Raw genomic sequence first — 21,670 nt, forward strand, 5'->3', positions numbered from 1 at the left:
TCTCACCTAGTTTTGAACGTTAAATCTTATCAAGTGCTTGACTCAAGTCGGCAATCAAATCATTAACATTTTCAAGACCGATAGAAACACGGATTTGCTCTGGCTCGATACCACAGGCACGTAAATCTTCCTCGTTCATTTGACCATGAGTCGTTGTTGCTGGGTGAACCACCAAAGACTTCGCGTCAGCCACATTAGCCAAATCAGAGAAAATTTCTAGGCTATCAATCACCTTGCGGGCAGCTTCTGCACCGCCTGCAACGTTAAAAGTAAAGATTGAGCTAGCGCCTTTTGGCAGGTATTTCTGAGCCAATTCATAGTAAGGGCTTGATGGCAGGCTAGCATAGTTGACCTTAGTAACTTTTGGATGCTCTTCCAAGTAAGCTGCAATTTTCTTAGTATTTTCAACATGACGTTCCACGCGCAATGACAAGGTTTCAAGCCCTTGAAGCAGCAAGAAAGCATTGAAAGGTGATAGGCAAGCACCTGTATCGCGGAGCAATTGCGTGCGCACCGCAGTGATAAAAGCAGCTGCCCCAATATCACGCGTATAGCTCAAGTTATGGTAAGACGGATCTTCATCAACGAATTGCGGGAATTTACCCGATTCTTCCCAGTCAAAGTTACCGCTGTCCACGATAACCCCCGCAATGGAAGTCCCATGACCACCAATAAATTTCGTCGCAGAATGAACCGCAATATCAACACCATGTGAAAAGACATTGATCAAGTAAGGTGTACCAAAGGTATTGTCAATGACCAAAGGAATCTGATGGGCATGCGCAATCTCAGCCAATTTTTCAAGGTCGGCAACATTACCAAGCGGATTTCCCAAAGTCTCAGCAATAATGAATTTCGTATTGTCTTGAATAGCCGCTTCAATCTCAGCAAAATTTGCAACATCAACAAAGCTAGTTGTGATTCCATAGCGAGGTAGGGTCTCTTTTAGAAGATTGAAAGTGCCACCATAAACTGTTGTCGCAGAAACGATGTGGTCACCAGCGTGGGCTAGTGCTAGAGCTGTGTACGTAATGGCTGCCATACCCGAAGCTGTTGCCAAAGCACCAACACCGCCTTCAAGAGCATTGACACGTTCTTCAAAAACAGCTGTTGTCGGATTTGTGATTCGCGTATAAATGTTATCATTTGTCTTCAAGGCAAAGGCATCTTCTGCATTTTGAGCGTCGTCAAACACATATGAGGTTGTCTGATAAATCGGCACCGCACGTGATTTAGTGGCGGGGTCAACTGATTGTCCCGCATGCAATTGTTTTGTTTCAAAACTCCATTCTTGTGTCATAAAAGCGTCTCCTTTTCCAAACTTTTGAAATCACCAATATTGTAGTCCTTTTTTGGAGGTTTGACTAATACTTATTCGACTTAAAAAGGCATAGTTTTAAACTATACCCTATAACTATTATTTTTTCTCGATTGGTGCGACGCTGGCTAACAGTTTTTTCAGACCGATACCAGGGAAATTGATTTTTAATTCCTGAGTTTTACCGCTACCTGAAACTTCCAGAACAGTGCCATCACCCCATTTTTTATGATGAGCGATGTCGCCGATTTCCCATGAAGTTGTAGCGCCAGCCCCATTGGCTTTAGCCGAACCAAAAGGAACAGCTCCGCTAGTTTTGGTAAATGGCTGCGCTGGACGGTTTGAGCGCGGCTGAGCGCTAGCTTTTCTAGCCTGAAGAGCCTGTTGCAGACTCATGCCCTTACCAAATTGTGTCGGTTGTTCCTTAGTGTACTTAACACCAAATGATGAATTGACTGGTCGAGCCAAACCTTGGTACTGCAAGAGTTCCTCATCAATCTCACGAATAAAACGCGTTGGACGATTGTAGCCTGTCTTACCAAAAAGCGTCCGCGTATTGGCATTGGTCAAGAAAAGCATTTCTTCCGCCCGCGTGATCCCAACATAAGCGAGACGACGTTCTTCCTCCAACTCTTCAGGACTTTCCGATGCGCGTGATAATGGAAAGACCCCTTCTTCCATGCCAATCAAGAAGACAATTGGAAACTCCAAACCTTTAGCTGCGTGGAGAGTCATCAAGGTCACCTCAGCAGTCTCGGCATCGACATCATCAGTATCTGCAATCAAGGCCAAATCATTGAGGAAACGTGACAAGCGGTCAAGACCTATCTCGTCCCCAGTAGCTACTTCCTTGTTCTCATCAAAGTTTTTAGTAACTGACAGGAACTCTTCGATATTTTCAATACGGGCTTGTGATTCCAAGGTATTTTGTACTTGAAGTGCTTCTAGATAGCCTGAACGGTCGAGAACGGCTTCCACGACTTCTGTCACTGTCATATCATCCAGATGGTCTCGTAAATCTAGGATAAGTTTTGACAAATCCCAAACGGCTTGCGCAGCTTTTCCCTTTAATGGTGACATCATGACATTTGATGAGGCATCTAGTAGCGACATCTGCTGGTCGTAGGCAAAAAGACGAATTTTTTCAAGCGTCCCCGGACCGACACCGCGCTTGGGCTCATTAACAATACGCTCAAAGGAAATATTGTCCGCTGTATTGGCAATAATATTCAAATAAGAAATGACATCACGAATTTCCTTACGGCTGTAGAACTTGGTCCCACCGACCATGGTGTAAGGAATGTTAGATTTGAGCAGGGCTTCCTCAATGGTACGTGACTGAGCATTAGTACGGTAAAGAACAGCAAAGTCTTTAAAGTTCTTTCCTTGCTCACGAATGATATTATCAATGGTTGAAGCAACAAAAACAGCCTCGTCACGTTCATCATTGGCACGGTAGTAAACGATGTTTTCGCCCTCATCATTTTGTGTCCAGAGTTTCTTGGGACGGCGATTTTTATTGTTATTGATGACATTGTTAGCCGCTTGAAGAATTTTCTTTGTCGAACGATAGTTTTCTTCTAAAAGGACCACCTTAGCCTCAGGATAGTCTTTCTCGAAATCAAGAATGTTCTGCATGTCAGCTCCGCGCCAGCCATAGATGGATTGGTCAGCATCCCCAACCACACAGATATTTTTGAAACGTGATGCCAACAATTTCACCAACTGATATTGGGCATGGTTAGTATCTTGATACTCATCGACATGGATATACTGGTAGCGTTGTTGGTAGTAGGCTAGGACATCAGGATTTTGGTCAAAGAGACGAAGCGTCATCATAATCAAGTCGTCAAAGTCCATAGCTTCGCTACGACGCAGTTCTACTTGATAGGCCTTATAACATTTAGCGACGACTTGCGTGTACATATCACCAACCTGTTGCTCATAAGCTACTTCATCCAAAAGGTCGTTTTTAGCATTCGAGATAGTGCCAAGGATAGCACGTTCATTGTATTTTTTCGGATCTACATTGAGCTGTTTAAGGATTCGTTTCATAAGCGTGCGCTGCTCACCTGGATCCACAATGGTAAAATTACGATTGTAGCCAATATGGTCAGCTTCACGACGCAAAATACGCACACACATGCTGTGGAAGGTTGCTATCAGCGTTTCTTCCGTTGCTGGATTCAAAGCCATGGCACGCTCACGCATCTCACGCGCAGCCTTATTGGTAAAGGTAATGGCCAAAATATTCCATGGATTGACAAACTTCTCATCAATCAAATAAGCGATACGGTGGGTCAAAACACGCGTCTTACCAGACCCCGCGCCCGCCATAATCAAAAGAGGCCCTTCCGTCGTTTGAACCGCCTCGGCCTGCTTGTCATTCATTCCATTTAGTAGAGGATTCATGCTTACTCCTGTCATACTATTGATACTTTTTCAGCTCGCTTTCGCTCGCCATAAGCTAGCGCTAGCCAAATCTCACAAGAACCCAGCTAGCGCCAAAATTGCCTTTTTAGTATATCATTTTTAAAGGAATTTTCCCAATGAAAAAGAGAGTGTAACAAAAATCAGTAAGACAAGGACTTCAATTTTTGTTACACCTCCGAGACTCCTTAAATCACTCTCGTCATCAATAAAAGTGTGATAAATTTTCTACTCTTCCTCTATCGCATTACTCCTTGCGCGCTCCAGTCACAAACATGGTAAAAATAGCCGTCGTCACCATTTCTCCTTTTTGATTCTTAATGTGCACATCAACGACTTTGGTTGTACGGCCATTATGAACGCAAGTCCCAATAACCGTCAAGTCATCCCCCAAGCGACCCGCACGGAGATAATTAATATTTGATTGCAGGGTTACCGCCTCAAAACCGGTCGAAATAGCCACAAGCCCACTCACTTGGTCACAAAGCGTAAACAAATAGCCACCATGTGCATTACCATAATAATTGAGCGAAGAGTCCACAACCTTGGTCGATAAAATCACCTCTCCATCTTCCCACTTTTCAATTTCATAATTTTCAAAAACCTTGACTTGTTCTAAATTAAATTCCATGATGAACCTCACATTTCTAGTTAGTATTATAGCAGAATTGACTGCTGATGGGAGTATCTAGAACTTGGATTGTCCACTCACACTGTATTTTACCCAAATTTCGCAACTTTCTAAGAAAATTAGGTTGACAAAGTTCATTTTTCAATATAAAATAAAAATCAATAAATGTAATAACTGAAATTGAAACCGAATGATGTCATTCAGGAGAAGAAAGCACCGCTTTCGCCGAAGGAATTGCACTCTCAGGTGTCGTAAGACAGGACTGATTGACTGACGGACTTCTGGAGAGACCGAAACGTTTTTCAACGCATTAGGCGCCGAAGGGGCAAGAGGAGTATGACTCCCCCAATCTCTCAGGCAAAAGGACAGAAGCTAAATTCCAAGAACTTGATACAGACCATTTTGAAATTGTGTTATTTTCAAGGTGTTTTTTAGCTTACCATTTCCAGAAGTTATCTCGCTAGGTAACTTCTTTTTTGTTTATTCATTTCATAAAATTTAAGGAGATTTTTATGTTACAGTTTTTCACTGCGCTAGACAACATCGTCTGGGGTGCCCCGCTACTTGTCCTCTTGGTCGGAACTGGTATCTACCTAACCGTCCGACTAGGTTTGTTGCAAGTCTTGAAATTGCCAAAAGCCTTCAAACTCATCTTCACAGAGGATAAAGGAAGTGGTGATATTTCCAGCTTTGCCGCTCTAGCAACTGCCCTTGCTGCAACTGTTGGTACAGGGAATATCGTTGGGGTTGCGACAGCTATTAAAGCAGGTGGACCTGGTGCTCTCTTTTGGATGTGGGTAGCTGCTTTCTTCGGAATGGCAACTAAATATGCTGAAGGGCTTCTCGCTATCAAATACCGTACCAAAGACGCTAACGGTGAAATTTCAGGCGGTCCAATGTACTATATCGTCAACGGTATGGGACAAAAATGGAAACCATTGGCTATCTTCTTTGCCGTAGCCGGTATCCTCGTTGCCTTCTTCGGGATTGGTACTTTCTCACAAGTTAACTCAATCACGTCATCGCTCGAAAACAGCTTTGGTATCTCACCAAAAATCGTCAGCATTGTCATCGCCGTTATTGTTGCTATCATTATTTTCGGCGGGATCCAGTCAATCTCAAAAGTATCTGAAAAAATCGTGCCATTCATGGCTATCATCTACATCATTGCAACTTTGGCAGTTATCGGTTTCAACGCAAAAGCATTGCCAGAGGCTCTCACATTAATTTTTAAAGGTGCATTCACAGAAACTGCTGCAGTCGGAGGTTTCGCTGGTGCAGTTGCCAAGGAGGCCATTCAAAAAGGGATTGCGCGTGGTGTTTTCTCAAATGAATCTGGTCTAGGGTCAGCCCCTATCGCTGCCGCTGCTGCCAAGACAAATGAACCTGTTGAACAAGGTCTTATCTCAATGACAGGTACCTTCATCGATACCATCATCATCTGTACCCTAACAGGTTTATCAATTATCGTCAGTGGTGAATGGATGACCAAAGGCTTAGAAGGAGCTCCGCTAACACAAGCCGCCTTTTCAACAGTTTTTGGTACACCAGGAACACTTGCCTTGACTTTCTGTCTAATTCTCTTCGCCTTCACAACTATCCTTGGATGGAGTTACTACGGTGAACGTTGTTTTGAATTCCTATTTGGTACAAAACACATCCGTATCTATCGTACAATCTTTGTCATCATGGTAGCACTCGGAGGATTCCTACAGTTAGAACTTATCTGGATTGTTGCCGATATCGTTAATGGATTGATGGCTCTACCAAATCTGATTGCCCTCTTAGCTTTGTCACCAATTATCATCAAGGAAACTAAGGCTTATTTTGCCAAACACAAATAATATTTTAAGACTGTTCCTCTTGGTTCAGTCTTTTTTTGACTTTAGTTATAGCCCATTTTATGATAAAATAGGGGGATAGTTTTTCATAGTCAAAGGAGTGTTTATGCCATCACCATCTGATAACTTAGCCTTGGCCAAACGTGGACCAGTCGTCAGCATTGTAGCCTATATTTCCCTGGCGACTGCTAAACTCATTGCTGGATACAGCTTAGATGCAACCTCTCTAGTCGCAGACGGATTTAATAACTTATCCGATATCTTAGGAAATGTTGCGCTGCTCATCGGTCTCCACTTAGCTAGCCAACCTGCCGATGCAGACCACCGGTTTGGACACTGGAAAATTGAAGATTTAGCTAGCCTAATTACCTCCTTCATCATGTTTGTTGTTGGTTTTCAAGTGTTGATTCAAACCATTCAAAAACTTTTTTCTAACCAGACAACTGAAATCGACCCTTTCGGAGCCATCGTTGGTTTTCTATCAGCCATTGTCATGTTAGGTGTCTATGCCTACAATAAACGCTTGTCTAAAAAGGTGAAATCTAGCGCTCTTGTCGCTGCCTCTAAGGATAATCTTTCTGATGCAGTCACTTCTATCGGGACGTCAGTAGCAATTGTTGCAGCCTCTCTGAACCTCCCTATCATTGACCGCCTAGCTGCCATTGTGATTACTTATTTCATTCTCAAAACAGCTTATGATATTTTCATGGAAAGTGCCTTTAGCCTATCCGACGGCTTTGATGACAAGCAACTCAAAAAATACGAAGAAGCGATTTTGAAAATTCCTAAAATCTCAGCGGTTAAATCCCAGCGTGGACGTACTTACGGTAGCAATGTTTATCTGGACCTTGTTCTTGAAATGAATCCTGACCTTTCGGTCTATGAAAGTCATGCTATCACCGAGCAAGTTGAGAAATTGCTGAGCAAGGAATTTTCAGTCTATGACATTGATATCCATGTCGAACCTGCCAGCATCCCAGAAGACGAAATTTTCGATAATGTCTCTAAAAAATTATACAAAAACGAGAAAATCATCCTATCAAAAATTCCTGACTATGAAACTTACATCTCTGACGATTTCTTTATGATTGACGAAAAGGGTCATTACCAGACAGCTAAAGAATTTTTAGAGCTAGCTCGATTTGAACCCTGCAATTTTCAATATTTCCAAATAAAAACTATCAGTCAAAAAACAAAATTAGTAAGCTACCAATTAAACGGTGCTCAGCACACCAGCATCTGGAGGCGTCACGAAGTGTGGTATCTCATCTTCCATCAAGTCACTCCAATTACCGATTCACCAGAATAGAAAATCAGCCGACGCAAGCTATTTGTGTCGGTTTTATTATATTTGACATGAAATGGCTATATTTTCTTCAGACTTCTTTAAGTTTCCACACCTATAATCTACTACATAGTAATAAGTTGCAACATTAGATTGGAAATAGATAGTATGTCAGAAACCATTAAATTATTTCAATACAATACCTTGAGTGCCTTATTTGCGGGTTTATATGGAGGAACGCTCAAAATAAAAGACCTTCTTCAATATGGTGACCACGGAATCGGAACTCTTAATGCTATTGACGGCGAATTGATCGTCATCGACGGCAAAGCCTATCAAACAAAGAGTGAAAATGGTCAGGTTCAGGTTATTGAAGTTGACCCTAACGAGAAAGTCCCTATGCTGCGGTCGTTCCTCATCAAACTGAGGTTATGTTCAATCAATACGACCCAATCAACGATCAAGATTTAGCCAAAAAGATGGAGTCCTTTTACGATGGCGAAAATCTTTTCCGCTCTATTAAAATTAAAGGGCACTTCAGCAATATGCACGTTCGTATGATTCCTAAATCAGAGACCAATACTAAATTTGCTGAAGTTGCCAACAACCAACCAGAGCATTCTGCAACAGATATTTCTGGAACAATCGTAGGTATTTGGACACCGAAAATCTTCCATGGTATCAGCGTTGCAGGTTACCACCTCCACTTCATTTCTGATGACCTTAGCTTTGGAGGCCATATCATGGACTACACCCTAGAATACGGCCAAATTGAGCTCGGTGCTGTTGACCAACTTGACCAACGTTTCCCAGTCCAGGACCGCAATTACCTGCATGCAAAATTAGATTTGGAAGCTCTTCGCAATGATATTGACAAGAGTGAATAAATAGACAGAGGTTGAGACAAGCACTCAGCCTCTTTTTATAATTCCAGTGACTAGGGAGAATTTCAAAATTTTGCAGTCCCAACTTAGAAAGTTTAAAAAATCAATCTTCAAAATTTGTCACACTCCTATTTTCAGTCATGAAAATGTAATGAAAACGTTTATACATCTTGCATATTATTTTCATAGTAGTAAACTATTATTGAAGGAGACTATTATGAAACTCTACATCCAATTCATGATTATTTTAATGTTTTCGTTTGTCGGTGAAGCCTTATCCACCTTACTAAACCTACCTGTTCCTGGGAGTATTATTGGTTTAGTCTTGCTCTTCCTTACGCTCGAATTTAAATGGATTCGCCTTAGGCATATTGATACCGTGGGAAATTTCTTGTTAGCTAACATGACAATCCTATTTCTTCCACCCGCAGTCGGTGTTATGGAGCATTATAATGACATTAAACCCTACCTTCTAGGCATTGTTATTATCATCTTTGGTCCTCTTTTCCTTAATATGGCAGTTATCGGCCTGGTCGTCCAATTTATCAAAAGACGCTTCGAAGGCGATTATGAAGAAAAAGGAGGCCACAAATGAGCCAATTAACGTCTAATCCGATTTTCGGTATTTTTGTCAGTATCTTTGCCTACTACATTGGGATGATGATTTTTAGACGCTTACCACATCCACTCACCACCCCACTTCTCATTGCGACCGTCATACTGATTGTATTCTTAAAGGTCACTCATATTTCCTATAAAGATTATTATGTCGGCGGAAGCTATTTAAATATGCTTATTGGTCCCTCTACTGTCGCTCTGGGGATTCCTCTCTATCGAACCTTTCACCTCATGAAACACCACATCAGAAGTATCCTCATCAGTATTTTCTTAGCTTGTGTCGTCAACACTTGCTTCACAGCTATCATCGCCAAAACCTTCGGTATGAAATACTTCCTCGCTATTTCACTCTTTCCAAAATCTGTCACAACAGCTATGGCTATCGGGATTACTGGAAAAATGGGTGGTCTCACTACGATTACCCTTGTCGTCGTAGTCATTACTGGTATCTTGACCAGTGCTTTAGGACCGGTTATTTTAAAATTGCTACGTATTACCGACCCAGTTGCAATCGGACTTTCCTTAGGAGGGACCGGTCACGCAGTTGGTACTGGCGCCGCTTTAAAATATGGATACGTTGAAGGTGCCATGGCGGGACTTGCTATCGGTATCACAGGTATCATGTACGTCTTCATCAGCCCAATTATCGCTCAAATCATCCTTAAATAACCACAATACTAAAATCTGTCCAACTATGGTATAATGAATTTAACCAACTAGAATAGGAAAGGTAATCGTGAAAAGAATTAGTATTATTACAGGTCTCTGTTTAACGATACTGACGCTAGGTGCTTGCTCAAGCCAGTCTCAATCAAACAAAACTGAAACCACTACATCTACTACACAACTCCAAACAGCCAAACACCAAGACGTTCGCTTTAATGTTGATAAAATCAAAGTCGGATCAAAAGATGAAAATTTCAAAGGTGGTTCAAGCCTTGCTGAATTAAAATCCCTCTTTGGTGAACCCGCTAAACAATTTGACACCCCAGCTGGAGATGTCACACTCAAGGGCTATACATGGACATTTGATAATGTCTCTGTTACAGCACAACTTCTCGAAGACAGCACTATCGTCCGCACTATCAATAATTTTCAATTTGTACGTGATGCAAAAATCACTCAAAAACAATATAACAAATTAGAGAACGGCATTAGCTTTACTCAAGCAAAAGATATACTTGGAGTACCAGACACATTATCTGAAGCAATTTCATCAGACAAAGCCGAGCTCCAAGCAAGTTGGACAAGTGGTATCAAATCTAGTACATCTACCCCAAATATCACACTCACTTTTGAAAACGGACAACTGACTAGTAAAACTCAAGTTGGATTAAATTAAACAGTAAAAAATCCCCACTTCATTCCTCATGGTAAAGTGGGGATTTTTGAATACAGACAAATTATATACTAGGTTAATTTCATAATTTAAGTGCCTATAAAGACACTACTAAAACAGTTAGGGTCTACAGACATACGTTAGTTAGCCGATCTGCAAAGTAGCCTCTATTGCCCGACTATTTGATTATAAAGATGCGACTGAAACATTGAAAACATGCTCACATCTATTTGGCAAAAAAGAATGATAAAATAGTCAACGAGATACGAAGAATTTTCTAAAATTGAGGCGAATTTGACTCAGTTACAACAAAAGACCTTGATATACAGGGGTTTTTAGCTCTATTAAATCCACCTTGAGGGAATCGAACCCCCATTTCAAGAACCGGAATCTTACGTGATATCCATTACACTAAAGGTGGACAGGAACTATATTATACCATAAATTTACTAAAAATACAAAAAAGACTTGCAAACGCAAGCCTCTTTTCATAGATTACAATTCGATATCACCAAACAAGTCAGCCATAGAGAATCCAGTTTGAGTTTCTGGAAGTTCGTAATCACGTTTTTCTTGACGACGTGGACGACGTGGACGCGATTGACGTTTTTCTTCTTTATCACCTTCTGCTTGTGCTGGACGTTCTTCAAGAGCTTTGATTGAAAGTGATACACGTTCTGCATCAGCATTAACTTCAAGAACTTTAACAGTTACATCTTGACCTACTGAAAGAACATCTTTTGGATTTTCAACACGTTTGTGTGAAATTTGTGAGATGTGAACAAGTCCATCGATACCAGGCAATACTTCAACAAAAGCACCGAAGTCAGTCAAACGTTTAACTTTTCCTTCGATAACATCGCCTGCAGCAAGTTTTTGTTCTACGCCATCCCATGGTCCAGGTGTTGTAGCTTTAAGTGACAATGATACGCGTCCTGCTTCTTCATCGATAGCAAGAACTTTAACTTCAACTTCTTCACCAACTGAAACAACTGATTTTGGTGAAACGTTGCGTTCGTGTGACAATTCAGTAACGTGAACAAGTCCATCAACACCACCAAGGTCGATGAAAGCACCGAAGCTTGTCAAACGAGCAACTGTACCAGTTACAACTGAACCAACTTCAATCTTAGAGAAGACTTCTTTACGAGCTTCTGCAGCTGCTTCTTCAACAACTTCACGACGTGAAAGGATGAAACGGTTTTCTGCTGCATCAACTTCTTTGATTTTAGCATCAAATTCTTGACCAACAAATTTTTCAGTGTTACGTACGAAACGAGTGTCAATCATTGAAGCTGGAATGAATCCACGGATTCCTTCAAATTCAACTGAAAGTCCACCTTTAACAGCGCGTGTACCTTTAACAGTAACAACTTCACCTTCACGACCAACGAGTTTGTCCCATGCTTTGCGAGCTTCCAAACGTTTTTTAGACACAAGGAAAGTTACTGTATCAGTATCTTTACCTACAACTTGACGAAGAACAAGCACTTCAACAGTGTCACCAGGTTTAACAAAATTGTTAATGTCAGCATCACGGTCGTTAGTCAATTCACGAAGTGTCAAAACACCTTCAACACCAGTTCCTTCGATAACAACGTTTGCTTGACCGTTATCAACTGTCAAAACTTCTGCAGTGACAACATCACCAGGGTTCACTTCGCTAACACTGTTTAGCAAATCTTCAAATTCATTCATTCTAAAAAATCCTCCAACAAAAGCTAGCTTATGCTAGCTTTTGATAACAATATATTTTCTCAAGGTACCCGCAAGGACAAAAACATCTCTTTGACGGTGTCAAGCTAAGCTTGATACCTTTGACTGGGGTAGCTGGATTCGAACCAACGCATGAGGGAGTCAAAGTCCCTTGCCTTACCGCTTGGCTATACCCCAATGAATGGAAAGAGAGGGATTCGAACCCCCGAACCCGAAGGAGCGGATTTACAGTCCGCCGCGTTTAGCCTCTTCGCTATCTTTCCATAACAACAAAGACTATTTTAGCATAGTCTTTGTGAGTTTGCAAGTCATTTAATAAAAATTAGTGGTTTAGATTGTAATTTTCAATGATATTTTCCATTGCTTTGTCTAGCGTTTTGAAAAAGCTATCAACTTGAGCATCTTTGATAACGGCAAATTTTCCATCAAGTTCTACAATTTCACCAACTAAGCGTTTACCGATAACGAGTTGATAGCCATCAACTGTTGTATTATTGACTTTAACTTGACCATCGGCTAATTGGATTTCAATTTTTTTATCTTTTTTGCTCACGATATTTCTCCGTCTCTTAAATTACTTTCGTCTTTTTATTTTACACAAAATAATAAAAGCTTGCAAGAGCAAGCCTTTAATTTTTAATCTTCGTCGACTTTATAAATCCAACCTTCTGGTGCTTCAATATCACCGAATTGAATACCAGTCAATTCATCATAGAGTTTACGTGTGACTGGACCAACCTCTGTTTCACTGTAGAAGACATGAAAATCATCTCCGTGTTGAACACCACCGATTGGTGAAATAACGGCTGCTGTTCCACAGGCCCCTGCTTCAACGAATTTATCCAATTCGTCCAATTTGACATCGCCCTGAATGGCTTTCATGCCAAAGCGATGTTCAGCTAGATAAAGCAATGAATACTTAGTAATTGATGGCAGAATTGATGGGCTAAGTGGTGTAATAAATTCATTATCCTTAGTGATACCAAAGAAGTTAGCTGAACCTACTTCTTCAATCTTGGTGTGAGTTGCTGGATCAAGATAAATAACGTCTGAGAATTTGCGCTCATGAGCAACTTGTCCTGGAAGGAGACTGGCTGCGTAGTTACCACCAACCTTGGCAGCACCTGTACCATGTGGCGCAGCACGGTCGTATTCATCTTGAATGAGGAAGTTAGTTGGTGCCAAACCGCCTTTGAAGTAGTTGCCGACTGGCATGGCAAAGATAGTAAAGATATATTCATCCGCTGGGTGAACACCGATGATGTCCCCGACCCCAATCAACAACGGACGAAGGTAGAGTGTAGCACCTGTGCCGTATGGTGGAACGTATTCTTCATTAGCGCGAACGACTTGTTTTGCAGCATCAATGAATTTGTCTGTTGGCACTTGTGGCATCAAGAGACGGTCTGCGGTGCGTTGGAGACGCTCAGCGTTCATGTTTGGACGGAAGAGTTGGACAGATCCGTCTTTAGTGCGGTAGGCTTTTAATCCTTCAAAGGCTTCTTGTCCATAGTGGAGTGCTGGTGAGGCTTCAGAAATGTGAAGCGTTGCATCTTCTGTTAATTGTCCGTCGTCCCATTTTCCATCTTTGTAGTATGAAATATAGCGGAATGGTAGTTTGCGGTAGGCAAATCCTAAATTTTCCCAATTTAAATCGACTGTCATAGTAAATTCCTCTTTCTTTGTTTTTTTCTATTGTACGCTTTTTCCGTAATTTTTCAAGGTCTTTTTGTAAAATTCTGAAAATTCTTCTTAAAAAGAAGTCCGAAGACTTCAGTATATTAGAGTATTTTGGCTGAGAAAACTTCTTCGTCTGAGATGGTATCTGAAACGAAGGAACCGTTACTTGTTCGCTCAGAGAGGCCGAGTTGGTCAAGATAGACGGCATATGTCTTTCCAGTTTTTGACATGATTTCTAGCCTTTGGCGATTGCCGCTAGGCTCTTCCATGCTAGCGAAGAGGTCAAAGTCCACTGCTTCACCCTCAATTTGAACAGCGCCTGCTTGGAAGACGCGGTGAGGTTTGGTCTTGAGTTCGCGCAGAACTTGGAGACCGCGCTTAGCACGGCTGGTCGCTGGAATCTGGTCAACTGCCATCCGCTTCAAGCTACCACGCTGGGTCAAGAGATACATGCTAGCGGTGTTGACGATAAAGGCAGACACGATGGTATCGCCATCTTTGAGGTTCATGGCCTTGACACCAGCAGCCTTGCTTCCCACAACTGGGACTTCATCGATGTTAAATCGCAGAGCGTAACCTTGGTAGGTCACCAGCATGACATCTTCCAGCTGAATTGGTGCCACGGTCACAATGTAATCCTCATCATTTTTGAGTTTGGCATACTTAGTTGATTTTGATTTGTAAGTGCGCCAAGGAGTGAACTCCTTACGCTCAAAGCGTTTGACTTGACCGAGTCTGGTCACCGCGAAATAAGTCTGCGTTCCAAAATCATCTACCAACTCAGCACGTAAAATTTCTTCGTTGGAAGCAAAGTTAACTAGGTTCTGTGACAAATGCTCACCAATGTCCTTCCAACGGATGTCGGCCAATTCATGGACGGGACGATAGATGACATTGCCCAGATTGGTGAAGAGCAGCAAGTGCTGGGTGGTCTTGGCTTGCTGGATAAAGATAAGGTCGTCATCGTCGCGCTTGCCGACTTCTTCTACCGTTGAGGAATTGAAGGAACGTGGGCTGGTGCGTTTGATGTAGCCGCCACGGGTCACGCTGACAAAGGTATCCTCTTCAACGATGAGGCTGGCGGTGTCAATCTCAATAGTCTGAGCTTGGTCTTGCAATTCTGAACGGCGCGGATCGGCGAATTTTTTCTTAACATCGCGGAGTTCGCGCTTCATGACGTTGTACATAGTGCGTTCATCGCCGATGATGGCCTTGAGGGTCGTGATGCGGTCACGCAGCTCCGCTTCTTCATTCTCTAGGGTCACGATGTCGGTATTAGTCAGACGATAGAGTTGCAGCGTCACGATAGCTTCGGCCTGTTCCTCGGTAAACTCATAGCTAACCTTTAAATTCTCCTTAGCGTCAGCCTTATTTTCTGACGCACGGATAAGAGCGATGACTTCGTCTAGGATAGAGAGGACGCGGATGAGGCCTTCGACAATGTGCAGGCGCTTCTCAGCCTTTTCCTTGTCGAACTTGGAGCGAGCCACAATAATCTCGCGACGGTGGGCGATGTAGCTGGTCAGCATGGGAATGATGCCCACCTGACGTGGCGTATAATTATCGATAGCCACCATGTTGAAATTGTAATTGACCTGCAAGTCGGTGTACTTGAAGAGGTAATTGAGAATGGTCTGTTCGTCGGCGTCTTTCTTGAGTTCAATGGCGATGCGCAGACCGTCACGGTCAGACTCGTCGCGGACTTCGGCAATACCAGGAACTTTGTTATTGACGCGAACATCGTCGATTTTCTTGACCAGCACCGCCTTATTGACCTCGTAAGGAATCTCGGTGACAACGATTTGTTTTTTGCCGCCGCGAAGCTCTTCAATAGCTGTGCGGGAACGGACAACGACGCGACCTTTACCAGTCTCGTAAGCCTTGCGGATTTCATCCTTGCCTTGGATAATAGCTCCTGTCGGGAAATCTGGTCCAGGCAGAAACTCCATGAGCTTGTCTAGCTTAGCTTTGGGGTGGTCAATCATATAAACGACGGCGTCGATAACCTCCGCCAAATTGTGGGGCGGAATGTCAGTCGCATAACCTGCAGAAATCCCTGTTGCCCCATTGACCAAGAGGTTTGGAAAGGCGGCTGGCAAAACGGTTGGTTCTTTTTCGGTGTCGTCAAAGTTCCAAGCCCAAGGCACGGTGTTTTTGTCGATGTCTTGCAGCATGTAACCAGCAATCTCAGACAAACGCGCCTCGGTGTAACGCATGGCAGCGGCTGGGTCACCGTCCATGGAACCGTTGTTTCCGTGCATCTCAATCAGGGTTTCACGGTTTTTCCAATCCTGAGACATGCGAACCATGGCGTCATAGATGGAGCTGTCACCATGGGGGTGAAAGTTACCCATGACGTTACCGACAGACTTAGCAGACTTACGGAAGCCCTTCTCAAAAGTGTTGCCGTCCTTGTTCATGGAATAAAGGATGCGGCGCTGAACGGGTTTAAGCCCGTCGCGAATGTCAGGAAGCGCACGCTCCTGAATGATGTATTTGGAGTAGCGACCAAAGCGCTCTCCCATGATGTCCTCGAGGGACATGTTTTGAATATTAGACATAATAATTCTCTTTTTATTGTTTTGTTGCAAAGTAAATCTATATTTTATAAATTTAACTGTTTCTTTGTAGGTAGTGAGAAAAGAAGAGTAATCCTACTAATCCTAGAATGAATAAAAGATTAATTTTAATAACAAATAAGCTAAGTAGGGTATTCATTAGACCATGAAAAATGGCGCAAAAGAAGACCGAGTTAGTTTTTTTGAAAACAGCAGCTAGGAGAATACTGAGATAAATTGCAAATAGACTGAATAATATAAAAGGCATCCTACTTTGGGAACTTCCAATCACAAACCATAAAGGTACATGCCATACTGCCCAAATACAACCTGTTATCAAACTGGAAATCCAAAAGGAGAATCTAGTTTCCAAAGTTGGTTGCAAGATGCCTCGCCATCCCAGTTCTTCTTCTCCACCATAAACACAGACTGCACTCAAAAAAATAACAGATAAATTTCCTAGTGGAAAAGCTGGATTAATCTCCTTAGACGAGAAAGCAATAACACCCGTCTGCACGAAAATTAGTAAAAGAAATAAGAAAATATATTTCTTTGAGTCCCCTAAGATAAAAGAAACTATGCTTTTAATTGATTTTTGAGGCAAACAAGAAATGGCTGCAATGGTTGGACCGAAACCTCCTAGCAGATGGAGAAAAACTCCCAGAGGACTTGTTAGACTTAAGAGGCTCATTTGCGTCAGGAAAGCGAGCGATCCCCAACCAAATCCCCAAGAAATGAGAAAACTAATCAGTAAAAATTTTGTTATCTTATTATTTTGCAAATATTTCATTTGTTTCGAGTCTCTCCTTAGCATACTCAATCATCTGCTCCGCCACTTCCTTATCGTAATCAAATCCCATCTTTTGAGCAAGGATTTGAGCTTCCCTGTGAAAAAGTTGCATCGTAGCAAACAATGACTGAGTAAGTTTTTCTACACTTGAAAAATCAAGGAGAGCAGAGATTTCCTTCTCTTTCTCTGTAGGTAAATACTGGAAAAGATACTTATAGTTCTTACCGATATCGACTGTTCCCCTATCACTTGCAACCTGCCAAGCCAAAACCTTCAAGAGTTCTTGTTGGCAAATACCGTAGAGATGGTCAGTGGCATAGAGAAGTTGCTTGCGACAGATTCCCTTGACCACATAGGCGGAAACCCACCAAAATTCATTGCCGGCTTTTTCAAAATCTGTCTGACTAGCTGGACTTGTCCAGTAACGCTCTGGACTTGTAGTATAGGACTCAAACAAGCCTTTCTCATCTTTCAAAACTGTATAATCGGCTTCACTATCCACCCACTCTTGAATGTGGTCTTTGGGACAAAGAGTCAAATCTATCCGATTGCCATCTTCAAAGAGCATAAGATAAAGACGACGGTTGCCTAGAACATTATGTTGCTCAATGATACGTTTGCCAAAGGAGTCCAACCAAGCAAGGTCACTCGTCAGATTATCTAAGTTGTCCACGATATAAACAACATCATAGTCTTGAAATTCGTCTTTTGGAGACTTTGAATTTGTCCGTGAACCGGACATGGCGACAGCGTCGACTTGTAAAGTTTGGGCTGTCTGTAAAATTACATCGAGCATTTCTGTTTCACTTCTCATGTTAATACCTGTTTTTCATTTGATATTCCTGTATATTAGCACACTATTTCTCAAGTTAAAATAGTTAATCAATTATAAAAGATTTAGCTATCCTTCTCTCAAAGTTTTTAATTTCGACAAAATTCTAGATTCATCCATGCTTAAAATAACAAATAAAGTCGAAGTATAGATGTCATCGTACCATTGTTCCAGTTCATCGTCAGTCAAATCAAGATGATATTGATTTGAATTATTGTGTCTTAGACCAAAATTATTATACATTTCAAAAAGCTTTTCAAACGCAATAATCTTTTGATTATTAACTTTGAACACCTCCTTTAATTCCTCAGAATTATTCAGTTCTTTTCTCAATGGCTCAAGGTAGTTCGCTAAAGTAATAAGTATTTCTTTCTTACGCTGAATATCCCCTTTATTGGCAAAGTGGTTATATTCAAGAACCTTAATAGCATTTTGAATACTAGTTTCAGAGATAATCTGAGAAGCTTCAGAAGCGTAAATGTTCTTTTCAACGATGATTTGACGACCACTTTCTAAAGTAAGAAACTCATGATTCGATAAATCTAGAATTCTGTTGATATTTTCTCTAACAGCATACACATTATCCCTTAAAAAGTGATGATTCGGGTTTATAATCGACAACATATCATTTAAAAGCTCAGCAAAAATAAAAAGTTTTTCTAATTCATTATCCGCTTGAGATAAGCAAAACTCTAAGAACTCACCAAAATCTATAAAAGTTCTACGATTTTGATAATTAAGAAATTTATGATTTAGTTCCTCTAACAATCCATTCGATAACAAAATACGGAGATTATCAAATTCCGTGCTCGGGTTAAAATTCATACCATCTAAGATTTCAAAATAATTTTTTCTAACCATCAGAAAACAGTACTCTCCTCCAAGGTAAACTTAACATTGTCCTCAATCCACTTACGGCGGGGTTCGACTTTGTCGCCCATGAGGATGTTGACGCGGCGTTCTGCGCGAGCTAGGTCTTCGATGGTGACGCGGATGAGGGTTCTGGTTTTAGGGTTCATGGTGGTTTCCCAGAGTTGGTCGGCGTTCATCTCGCCCAGACCTTTGTAGCGCTGAAGCATAGCACCCTTGCCGAACTTCCTGCGGAGCTCTTCCAATTCCCCATCGGTCCAAGCGTATTCAACCTCTTCTTTTTTGCCCTTACCTTTGGACATTTTGTACAATGGAGGCAGAGCAATGTAGACGTGGCCAGTCTCGACCAGCGGGCGCATGTAGCGATAGAAGAAGGTCAGGAGCAGGGTCTGAATGTGAGCACCGTCGGTATCGGCATCGGTCATGATGATAATCTTGTCGTAGTTGGCTTCCTCCACCTTGAAGTCAGCGCCGACACCAGCTCCGATGGTGTAAATCATGGTGTTGATTTCTTCGTTCTTAATGATATCTGCCATTTTAGCCTTGGCAGTGTTGAGAACCTTACCACGCAGAGGAAGAATGGCTTGGAACTTGCGGTCACGGCCTTGCTTAGCAGAACCTCCAGCAGAATCCCCTTCAACTAGGTACAGTTCATTTTTCTTGGGGTTCTTAGACTGGGCTGGAGTTAATTTCCCTGAAAGCAGCCCTTTGTCTTTTTTATTTTTCTTGCCATTGCGGCTTTCATCACGCGCCTTGCGGGCAGCTTCACGCGCATCACGCGCCTTGATGGCCTTGCGAATGAGGTTGGCAGCCACGTCTCCATTTTCCATGAGGAAGAAGGTCAGCTTTTCAGATACAATGCCGTCAACCACAGGACGGGCTAGCGGTGAACCAAGCTTGTCCTTGGTCTGTCCTTCAAACTGCAAGTGTTCTTCAGGAACGAGAAGAGAAATGATGGCTGACAAGCCCTCGCGGTAGTCAGAGCCTTCCAGATTTTTGTCCTTTTCCTTGAGCAGACCTGTTTTTCTAGCGTAGTCGTTCATGGATTTGGTAATGGCTGATTTGAAACCTGTCTCATGTGTTCCACCGTCCTTGGTGCGGACGTTGTTAACAAAGGAGAGGATGTTGTCTGAGAAACCATCGTTGTATTGCATGGCCACTTCCAACTGGAAACCTTGGTCTTGCCCCTCGATAGAAATGATTGGCGTTAGCGTTTCCTTATCTTCGTTCAAATAAGCAACGAAGTCCTGTACTCCATTTTCATAATGGAAACTCTCAGAAACTTCCTCATCTCCACGCAAATCCGTCAAAGTCATGGTGACATTCTTCAAGAGAAAGGCTGACTCTTTTAGTCGCTCTGCTATGGTGTTAAACTTAAACTCCGCCGTTGAGAAAATGGTGCTGTCTGGCATGAAGGTAACCTTGGTGCCTGATTGACTCTTTGGCGCCTTGCCAGTCTTAATCAAGCCTGTTGCAGGGTAACCACCATTTTCAAACCGTTGTTTATAGCTAGCGCCGTCACGAGTGATTTCCACCTCAAGCCAAGTCGAGAGGGCGTTGACGACGGAAGACCCAACCCCGTGGAGACCACCTGAGGTTTTGTAGCCACCCTGACCGAATTTACCGCCTGCGTGGAGAACGGTGAAGATGACTTCTACTGTCGGCTTGCCAGTCGCGTGCATCCCAGTCGGCATCCCGCGTCCGTGGTCAGCCACCGTCACCGAACCGTCCTTGTTTAGGGTCACATCGATTTGGTCACCGAAGCCTGAGAGAGCCTCATCGACAGCGTTGTCGACAATTTCCCAAACCAAGTGGTGAAGCCCTGTGCCGTCGGTTGACCCAATATACATTCCTGGACGCTTACGAACAGCTTCCAAGCCCTCCAAAACCTGAATGGCATCATCGCTGTAGTTTTTAATTGAAATTTCTTTTTTAGCCAAAATTGACCTCCAATGTATTCATCTTTTCTATCTTACAAGTTTTTGAGAAATTTTGCAAAATATTCTTGGACTTTTCCCGAAAGATTTTTTGACTGGGAGCCGATTATGTTATAATAGAAACATGAAAATTTTTGTATTGATTTTAATTGCTTATCTTCTCGGTTCCATTCCAACGGGACTCTGGATTGGAAAATACTTCTACCACACCAACCTGCGCGAGCATGGGAGTGGAAATACTGGGACGACCAATACCTTTCGGATTCTCGGATTCAAGGCTGGGATTGTTACGCTGACGATTGACATTTTAAAGGGGACTTTAGCGACGGTGCTTCCTGGCTTATTGGGGGTGACAACCGTTTCGCCACTTCTCATCGGCTTCTTTGCCATTCTCGGGCACACACTTCCTATCTTTGCTCAGTTCAAGGGAGGAAAAGCTGTCGCAACTAGCGCGGGAGTATTGCTCGGTTACGCGCCAGCATTTCTGGTATTCTTGATAGTAGTTTTCCTTGTGACTTTGTACTTATTCAGCATGATTTCTCTGTCTAGCGTTACGGTTTCAGTCGTCGGTATCCTCAGCGTGCTGATTTTCCCAAGTTTCCATTTTCTATTGCAGAGTTATGACTGGTTGTTCACCATTCTCATCATTCTAATTGCTAGCATTATCATCGTTCGCCACCGTGATAATATGAAACGTATTCAGTCTAAAACTGAAAATCTCGTTCCCTTTGGCTTGAATTTAAGTCATCAAAAGCCTAAAAGAGCTTAAGCTTACAACTTATTGATACCAACACAAAAACGTCGATGGTTTGAATGAACTGCACCCCAAAAGTTAGACAGAAAAAATCTAACTTTTGGGGTGTTTTATAATGAAATTAACTTATGAAGATAAAGTTCAAATATATGAATTGAGAAAGCAAGGAGAGAGCTTTAGACAGCTT

General features: G+C 42.3%; 16 protein-coding genes, 3 tRNA genes, 3 pseudogenes and 1 riboswitch. Of the genes and pseudogenes, 8 read left to right on the plus strand and 14 right to left on the minus strand.

Annotated features, from left to right (window positions below; genetic code table 11):
* Positions 1-19: 19 nt before the first annotated feature.
* From IYQ92_RS08610 to IYQ92_RS08620, 3 genes are all read right to left on the minus strand, one after another.
* Complete coding sequence (locus IYQ92_RS08610; RefSeq protein WP_195676273.1) at positions 20-1,300, minus strand: O-acetylhomoserine aminocarboxypropyltransferase/cysteine synthase family protein; 1,281 nt, start codon at positions 1,298-1,300, stop codon at positions 20-22.
* Between the two features lie 117 nt (positions 1,301-1,417).
* Complete coding sequence (gene pcrA, locus IYQ92_RS08615) at positions 1,418-3,730, minus strand: DNA helicase PcrA (protein WP_195676274.1); 2,313 nt, start codon at positions 3,728-3,730, stop codon at positions 1,418-1,420.
* A 265-nt stretch (positions 3,731-3,995) separates the two neighbouring features.
* Positions 3,996-4,379, minus strand: a complete 384-nt coding sequence (locus IYQ92_RS08620) for a PaaI family thioesterase (RefSeq protein WP_195676275.1) — start codon at positions 4,377-4,379, stop codon at positions 3,996-3,998.
* 271 nt (positions 4,380-4,650) lie between these two features.
* A riboswitch (glycine riboswitch) is annotated at positions 4,651-4,758 on the plus strand.
* 133 nt (positions 4,759-4,891) lie between these two features.
* Here IYQ92_RS08620 and IYQ92_RS08625 point away from each other — a divergent pair.
* The 6 genes and pseudogenes from IYQ92_RS08625 to IYQ92_RS08650 all read left to right on the plus strand — a co-directional run bounded on the left by IYQ92_RS08625 (position 4,892) and on the right by IYQ92_RS08650 (position 10,349).
* Entirely contained in the window at positions 4,892-6,223 is a 1,332-nt protein-coding gene (locus tag IYQ92_RS08625) for an alanine/glycine:cation symporter family protein (RefSeq protein ID WP_195676276.1), read from the plus strand.
* A gap of 103 nt (positions 6,224-6,326) precedes the next feature.
* On the plus strand, positions 6,327-7,529 hold the full coding sequence (locus IYQ92_RS08630) for a cation diffusion facilitator family transporter (protein WP_195676277.1): 1,203 nt from the start codon (positions 6,327-6,329) through the stop codon (positions 7,527-7,529).
* A 144-nt stretch (positions 7,530-7,673) separates the two neighbouring features.
* A pseudogene (budA, locus tag IYQ92_RS08635) lies at positions 7,674-8,392 on the plus strand (acetolactate decarboxylase).
* Between the two features lie 214 nt (positions 8,393-8,606).
* Positions 8,607-8,984 (plus strand): CidA/LrgA family protein, encoded by a 378-nt coding sequence (locus tag IYQ92_RS08640; protein ID WP_195676278.1) that lies wholly within the window; start codon positions 8,607-8,609, stop codon positions 8,982-8,984.
* Positions 8,981-9,676: an LrgB family protein gene (locus tag IYQ92_RS08645; RefSeq protein WP_195676279.1), complete on the plus strand. Its 696-nt coding sequence runs from the start codon at positions 8,981-8,983 to the stop codon at positions 9,674-9,676. Before IYQ92_RS08640 ends, IYQ92_RS08645 begins: the two co-directional genes overlap by 4 nt.
* 67 nt (positions 9,677-9,743) lie before the next feature.
* Entirely contained in the window at positions 9,744-10,349 is a 606-nt protein-coding gene (locus IYQ92_RS08650; protein WP_324253077.1) for a DUF3862 domain-containing protein, read from the plus strand.
* Positions 10,350-10,695: 346 nt separating this feature from the next.
* On the opposite strand, the gene IYQ92_RS08655 is transcribed toward IYQ92_RS08650, so the two are convergent.
* The 11 genes and pseudogenes from IYQ92_RS08655 to parE form a co-directional block, all read right to left on the minus strand.
* A tRNA-Arg gene (locus IYQ92_RS08655) sits at positions 10,696-10,767 on the minus strand.
* Between the two features lie 74 nt (positions 10,768-10,841).
* Positions 10,842-12,044 (minus strand): 30S ribosomal protein S1, encoded by a 1,203-nt coding sequence (gene rpsA / locus IYQ92_RS08660; RefSeq protein WP_195676280.1) that lies wholly within the window; start codon positions 12,042-12,044, stop codon positions 10,842-10,844.
* A gap of 123 nt (positions 12,045-12,167) precedes the next feature.
* Positions 12,168-12,239 (minus strand) — tRNA-Gln (locus tag IYQ92_RS08665).
* Positions 12,240-12,244: 5 nt separating this feature from the next.
* Positions 12,245-12,325, minus strand: a tRNA-Tyr gene (locus IYQ92_RS08670).
* A 59-nt stretch (positions 12,326-12,384) separates the two neighbouring features.
* Entirely contained in the window at positions 12,385-12,615 is a 231-nt protein-coding gene (locus IYQ92_RS08675) for a DUF2969 domain-containing protein (RefSeq protein ID WP_195676281.1), read from the minus strand.
* A gap of 83 nt (positions 12,616-12,698) precedes the next feature.
* Positions 12,699-13,736 (minus strand): annotated as a pseudogene (locus tag IYQ92_RS08680) (branched-chain amino acid aminotransferase); the annotation flags it as partial.
* A gap of 107 nt (positions 13,737-13,843) precedes the next feature.
* Positions 13,844-16,303: a DNA topoisomerase IV subunit A gene (gene parC, locus IYQ92_RS08685; protein WP_195676283.1), complete on the minus strand. Its 2,460-nt coding sequence runs from the start codon at positions 16,301-16,303 to the stop codon at positions 13,844-13,846.
* A gap of 52 nt (positions 16,304-16,355) precedes the next feature.
* Positions 16,356-17,090 carry a CPBP family intramembrane glutamic endopeptidase gene (locus IYQ92_RS08690; RefSeq protein WP_195676284.1) on the minus strand — a complete coding sequence of 245 codons (735 nt, stop codon included), beginning with the start codon at positions 17,088-17,090 and terminating at the stop codon, positions 16,356-16,358.
* The gene (locus IYQ92_RS08695; RefSeq protein WP_195676285.1) at positions 17,071-17,904 is read right to left on the minus strand and encodes an aminoglycoside 6-adenylyltransferase; all 834 of its coding nucleotides are present in this window, start codon (positions 17,902-17,904) and stop codon (positions 17,071-17,073) included. Before IYQ92_RS08695 ends, IYQ92_RS08690 begins: the two co-directional genes overlap by 20 nt.
* A gap of 87 nt (positions 17,905-17,991) precedes the next feature.
* Positions 17,992-18,783: a hypothetical protein gene (locus IYQ92_RS08700; RefSeq protein ID WP_195676286.1), complete on the minus strand. Its 792-nt coding sequence runs from the start codon at positions 18,781-18,783 to the stop codon at positions 17,992-17,994.
* Entirely contained in the window at positions 18,783-20,732 is a 1,950-nt protein-coding gene (gene parE / locus IYQ92_RS08705) for a DNA topoisomerase IV subunit B (protein WP_195676287.1), read from the minus strand. The genes IYQ92_RS08700 and parE overlap by 1 nt, the downstream gene beginning before the upstream one ends.
* A 121-nt stretch (positions 20,733-20,853) precedes the next feature.
* Between parE and plsY the strand changes: the two genes are divergently transcribed.
* Positions 20,854-21,498: a glycerol-3-phosphate 1-O-acyltransferase PlsY gene (plsY, locus tag IYQ92_RS08710; RefSeq protein ID WP_195676288.1), complete on the plus strand. Its 645-nt coding sequence runs from the start codon at positions 20,854-20,856 to the stop codon at positions 21,496-21,498.
* A 100-nt stretch (positions 21,499-21,598) separates the two neighbouring features.
* Positions 21,599-21,670: pseudogene (locus IYQ92_RS08715) on the plus strand (transposase); the annotation flags it as partial.

Origin of the sequence: Streptococcus sp. HF-1907 (assembly GCF_015594605.1) — a bacterium.
Classification (GTDB): domain Bacteria; phylum Bacillota; class Bacilli; order Lactobacillales; family Streptococcaceae; genus Streptococcus.

What these genes read in the sequence shown, in the direction of transcription:
- IYQ92_RS08610 (WP_195676273.1), bottom strand. Translation starts at nt 1,300, where the DNA reads ATGACACAAGAATGGAGTTTTGAAACAAAACAATTGCATGCGGGACAA.
- pcrA (WP_195676274.1), bottom strand. Translation starts at nt 3,730, where the DNA reads ATGAATCCTCTACTAAATGGAATGAATGACAAGCAGGCCGAGGCGGTT.
- IYQ92_RS08620 (WP_195676275.1), bottom strand. Translation starts at nt 4,379, where the DNA reads ATGGAATTTAATTTAGAACAAGTCAAGGTTTTTGAAAATTATGAAATT.
- IYQ92_RS08625 (WP_195676276.1), top strand. Translation starts at nt 4,892, where the DNA reads ATGTTACAGTTTTTCACTGCGCTAGACAACATCGTCTGGGGTGCCCCG.
- IYQ92_RS08630 (WP_195676277.1), top strand. Translation starts at nt 6,327, where the DNA reads ATGCCATCACCATCTGATAACTTAGCCTTGGCCAAACGTGGACCAGTC.
- IYQ92_RS08640 (WP_195676278.1), top strand. Translation starts at nt 8,607, where the DNA reads ATGAAACTCTACATCCAATTCATGATTATTTTAATGTTTTCGTTTGTC.
- IYQ92_RS08645 (WP_195676279.1), top strand. Translation starts at nt 8,981, where the DNA reads ATGAGCCAATTAACGTCTAATCCGATTTTCGGTATTTTTGTCAGTATC.
- rpsA (WP_195676280.1), bottom strand. Translation starts at nt 12,044, where the DNA reads ATGAATGAATTTGAAGATTTGCTAAACAGTGTTAGCGAAGTGAACCCT.
- parC (WP_195676283.1), bottom strand. Translation starts at nt 16,303, where the DNA reads ATGTCTAATATTCAAAACATGTCCCTCGAGGACATCATGGGAGAGCGC.
- IYQ92_RS08690 (WP_195676284.1), bottom strand. Translation starts at nt 17,090, where the DNA reads ATGAAATATTTGCAAAATAATAAGATAACAAAATTTTTACTGATTAGT.
- IYQ92_RS08695 (WP_195676285.1), bottom strand. Translation starts at nt 17,904, where the DNA reads ATGAGAAGTGAAACAGAAATGCTCGATGTAATTTTACAGACAGCCCAA.
- IYQ92_RS08700 (WP_195676286.1), bottom strand. Translation starts at nt 18,783, where the DNA reads ATGGTTAGAAAAAATTATTTTGAAATCTTAGATGGTATGAATTTTAAC.
- plsY (WP_195676288.1), top strand. Translation starts at nt 20,854, where the DNA reads ATGAAAATTTTTGTATTGATTTTAATTGCTTATCTTCTCGGTTCCATT.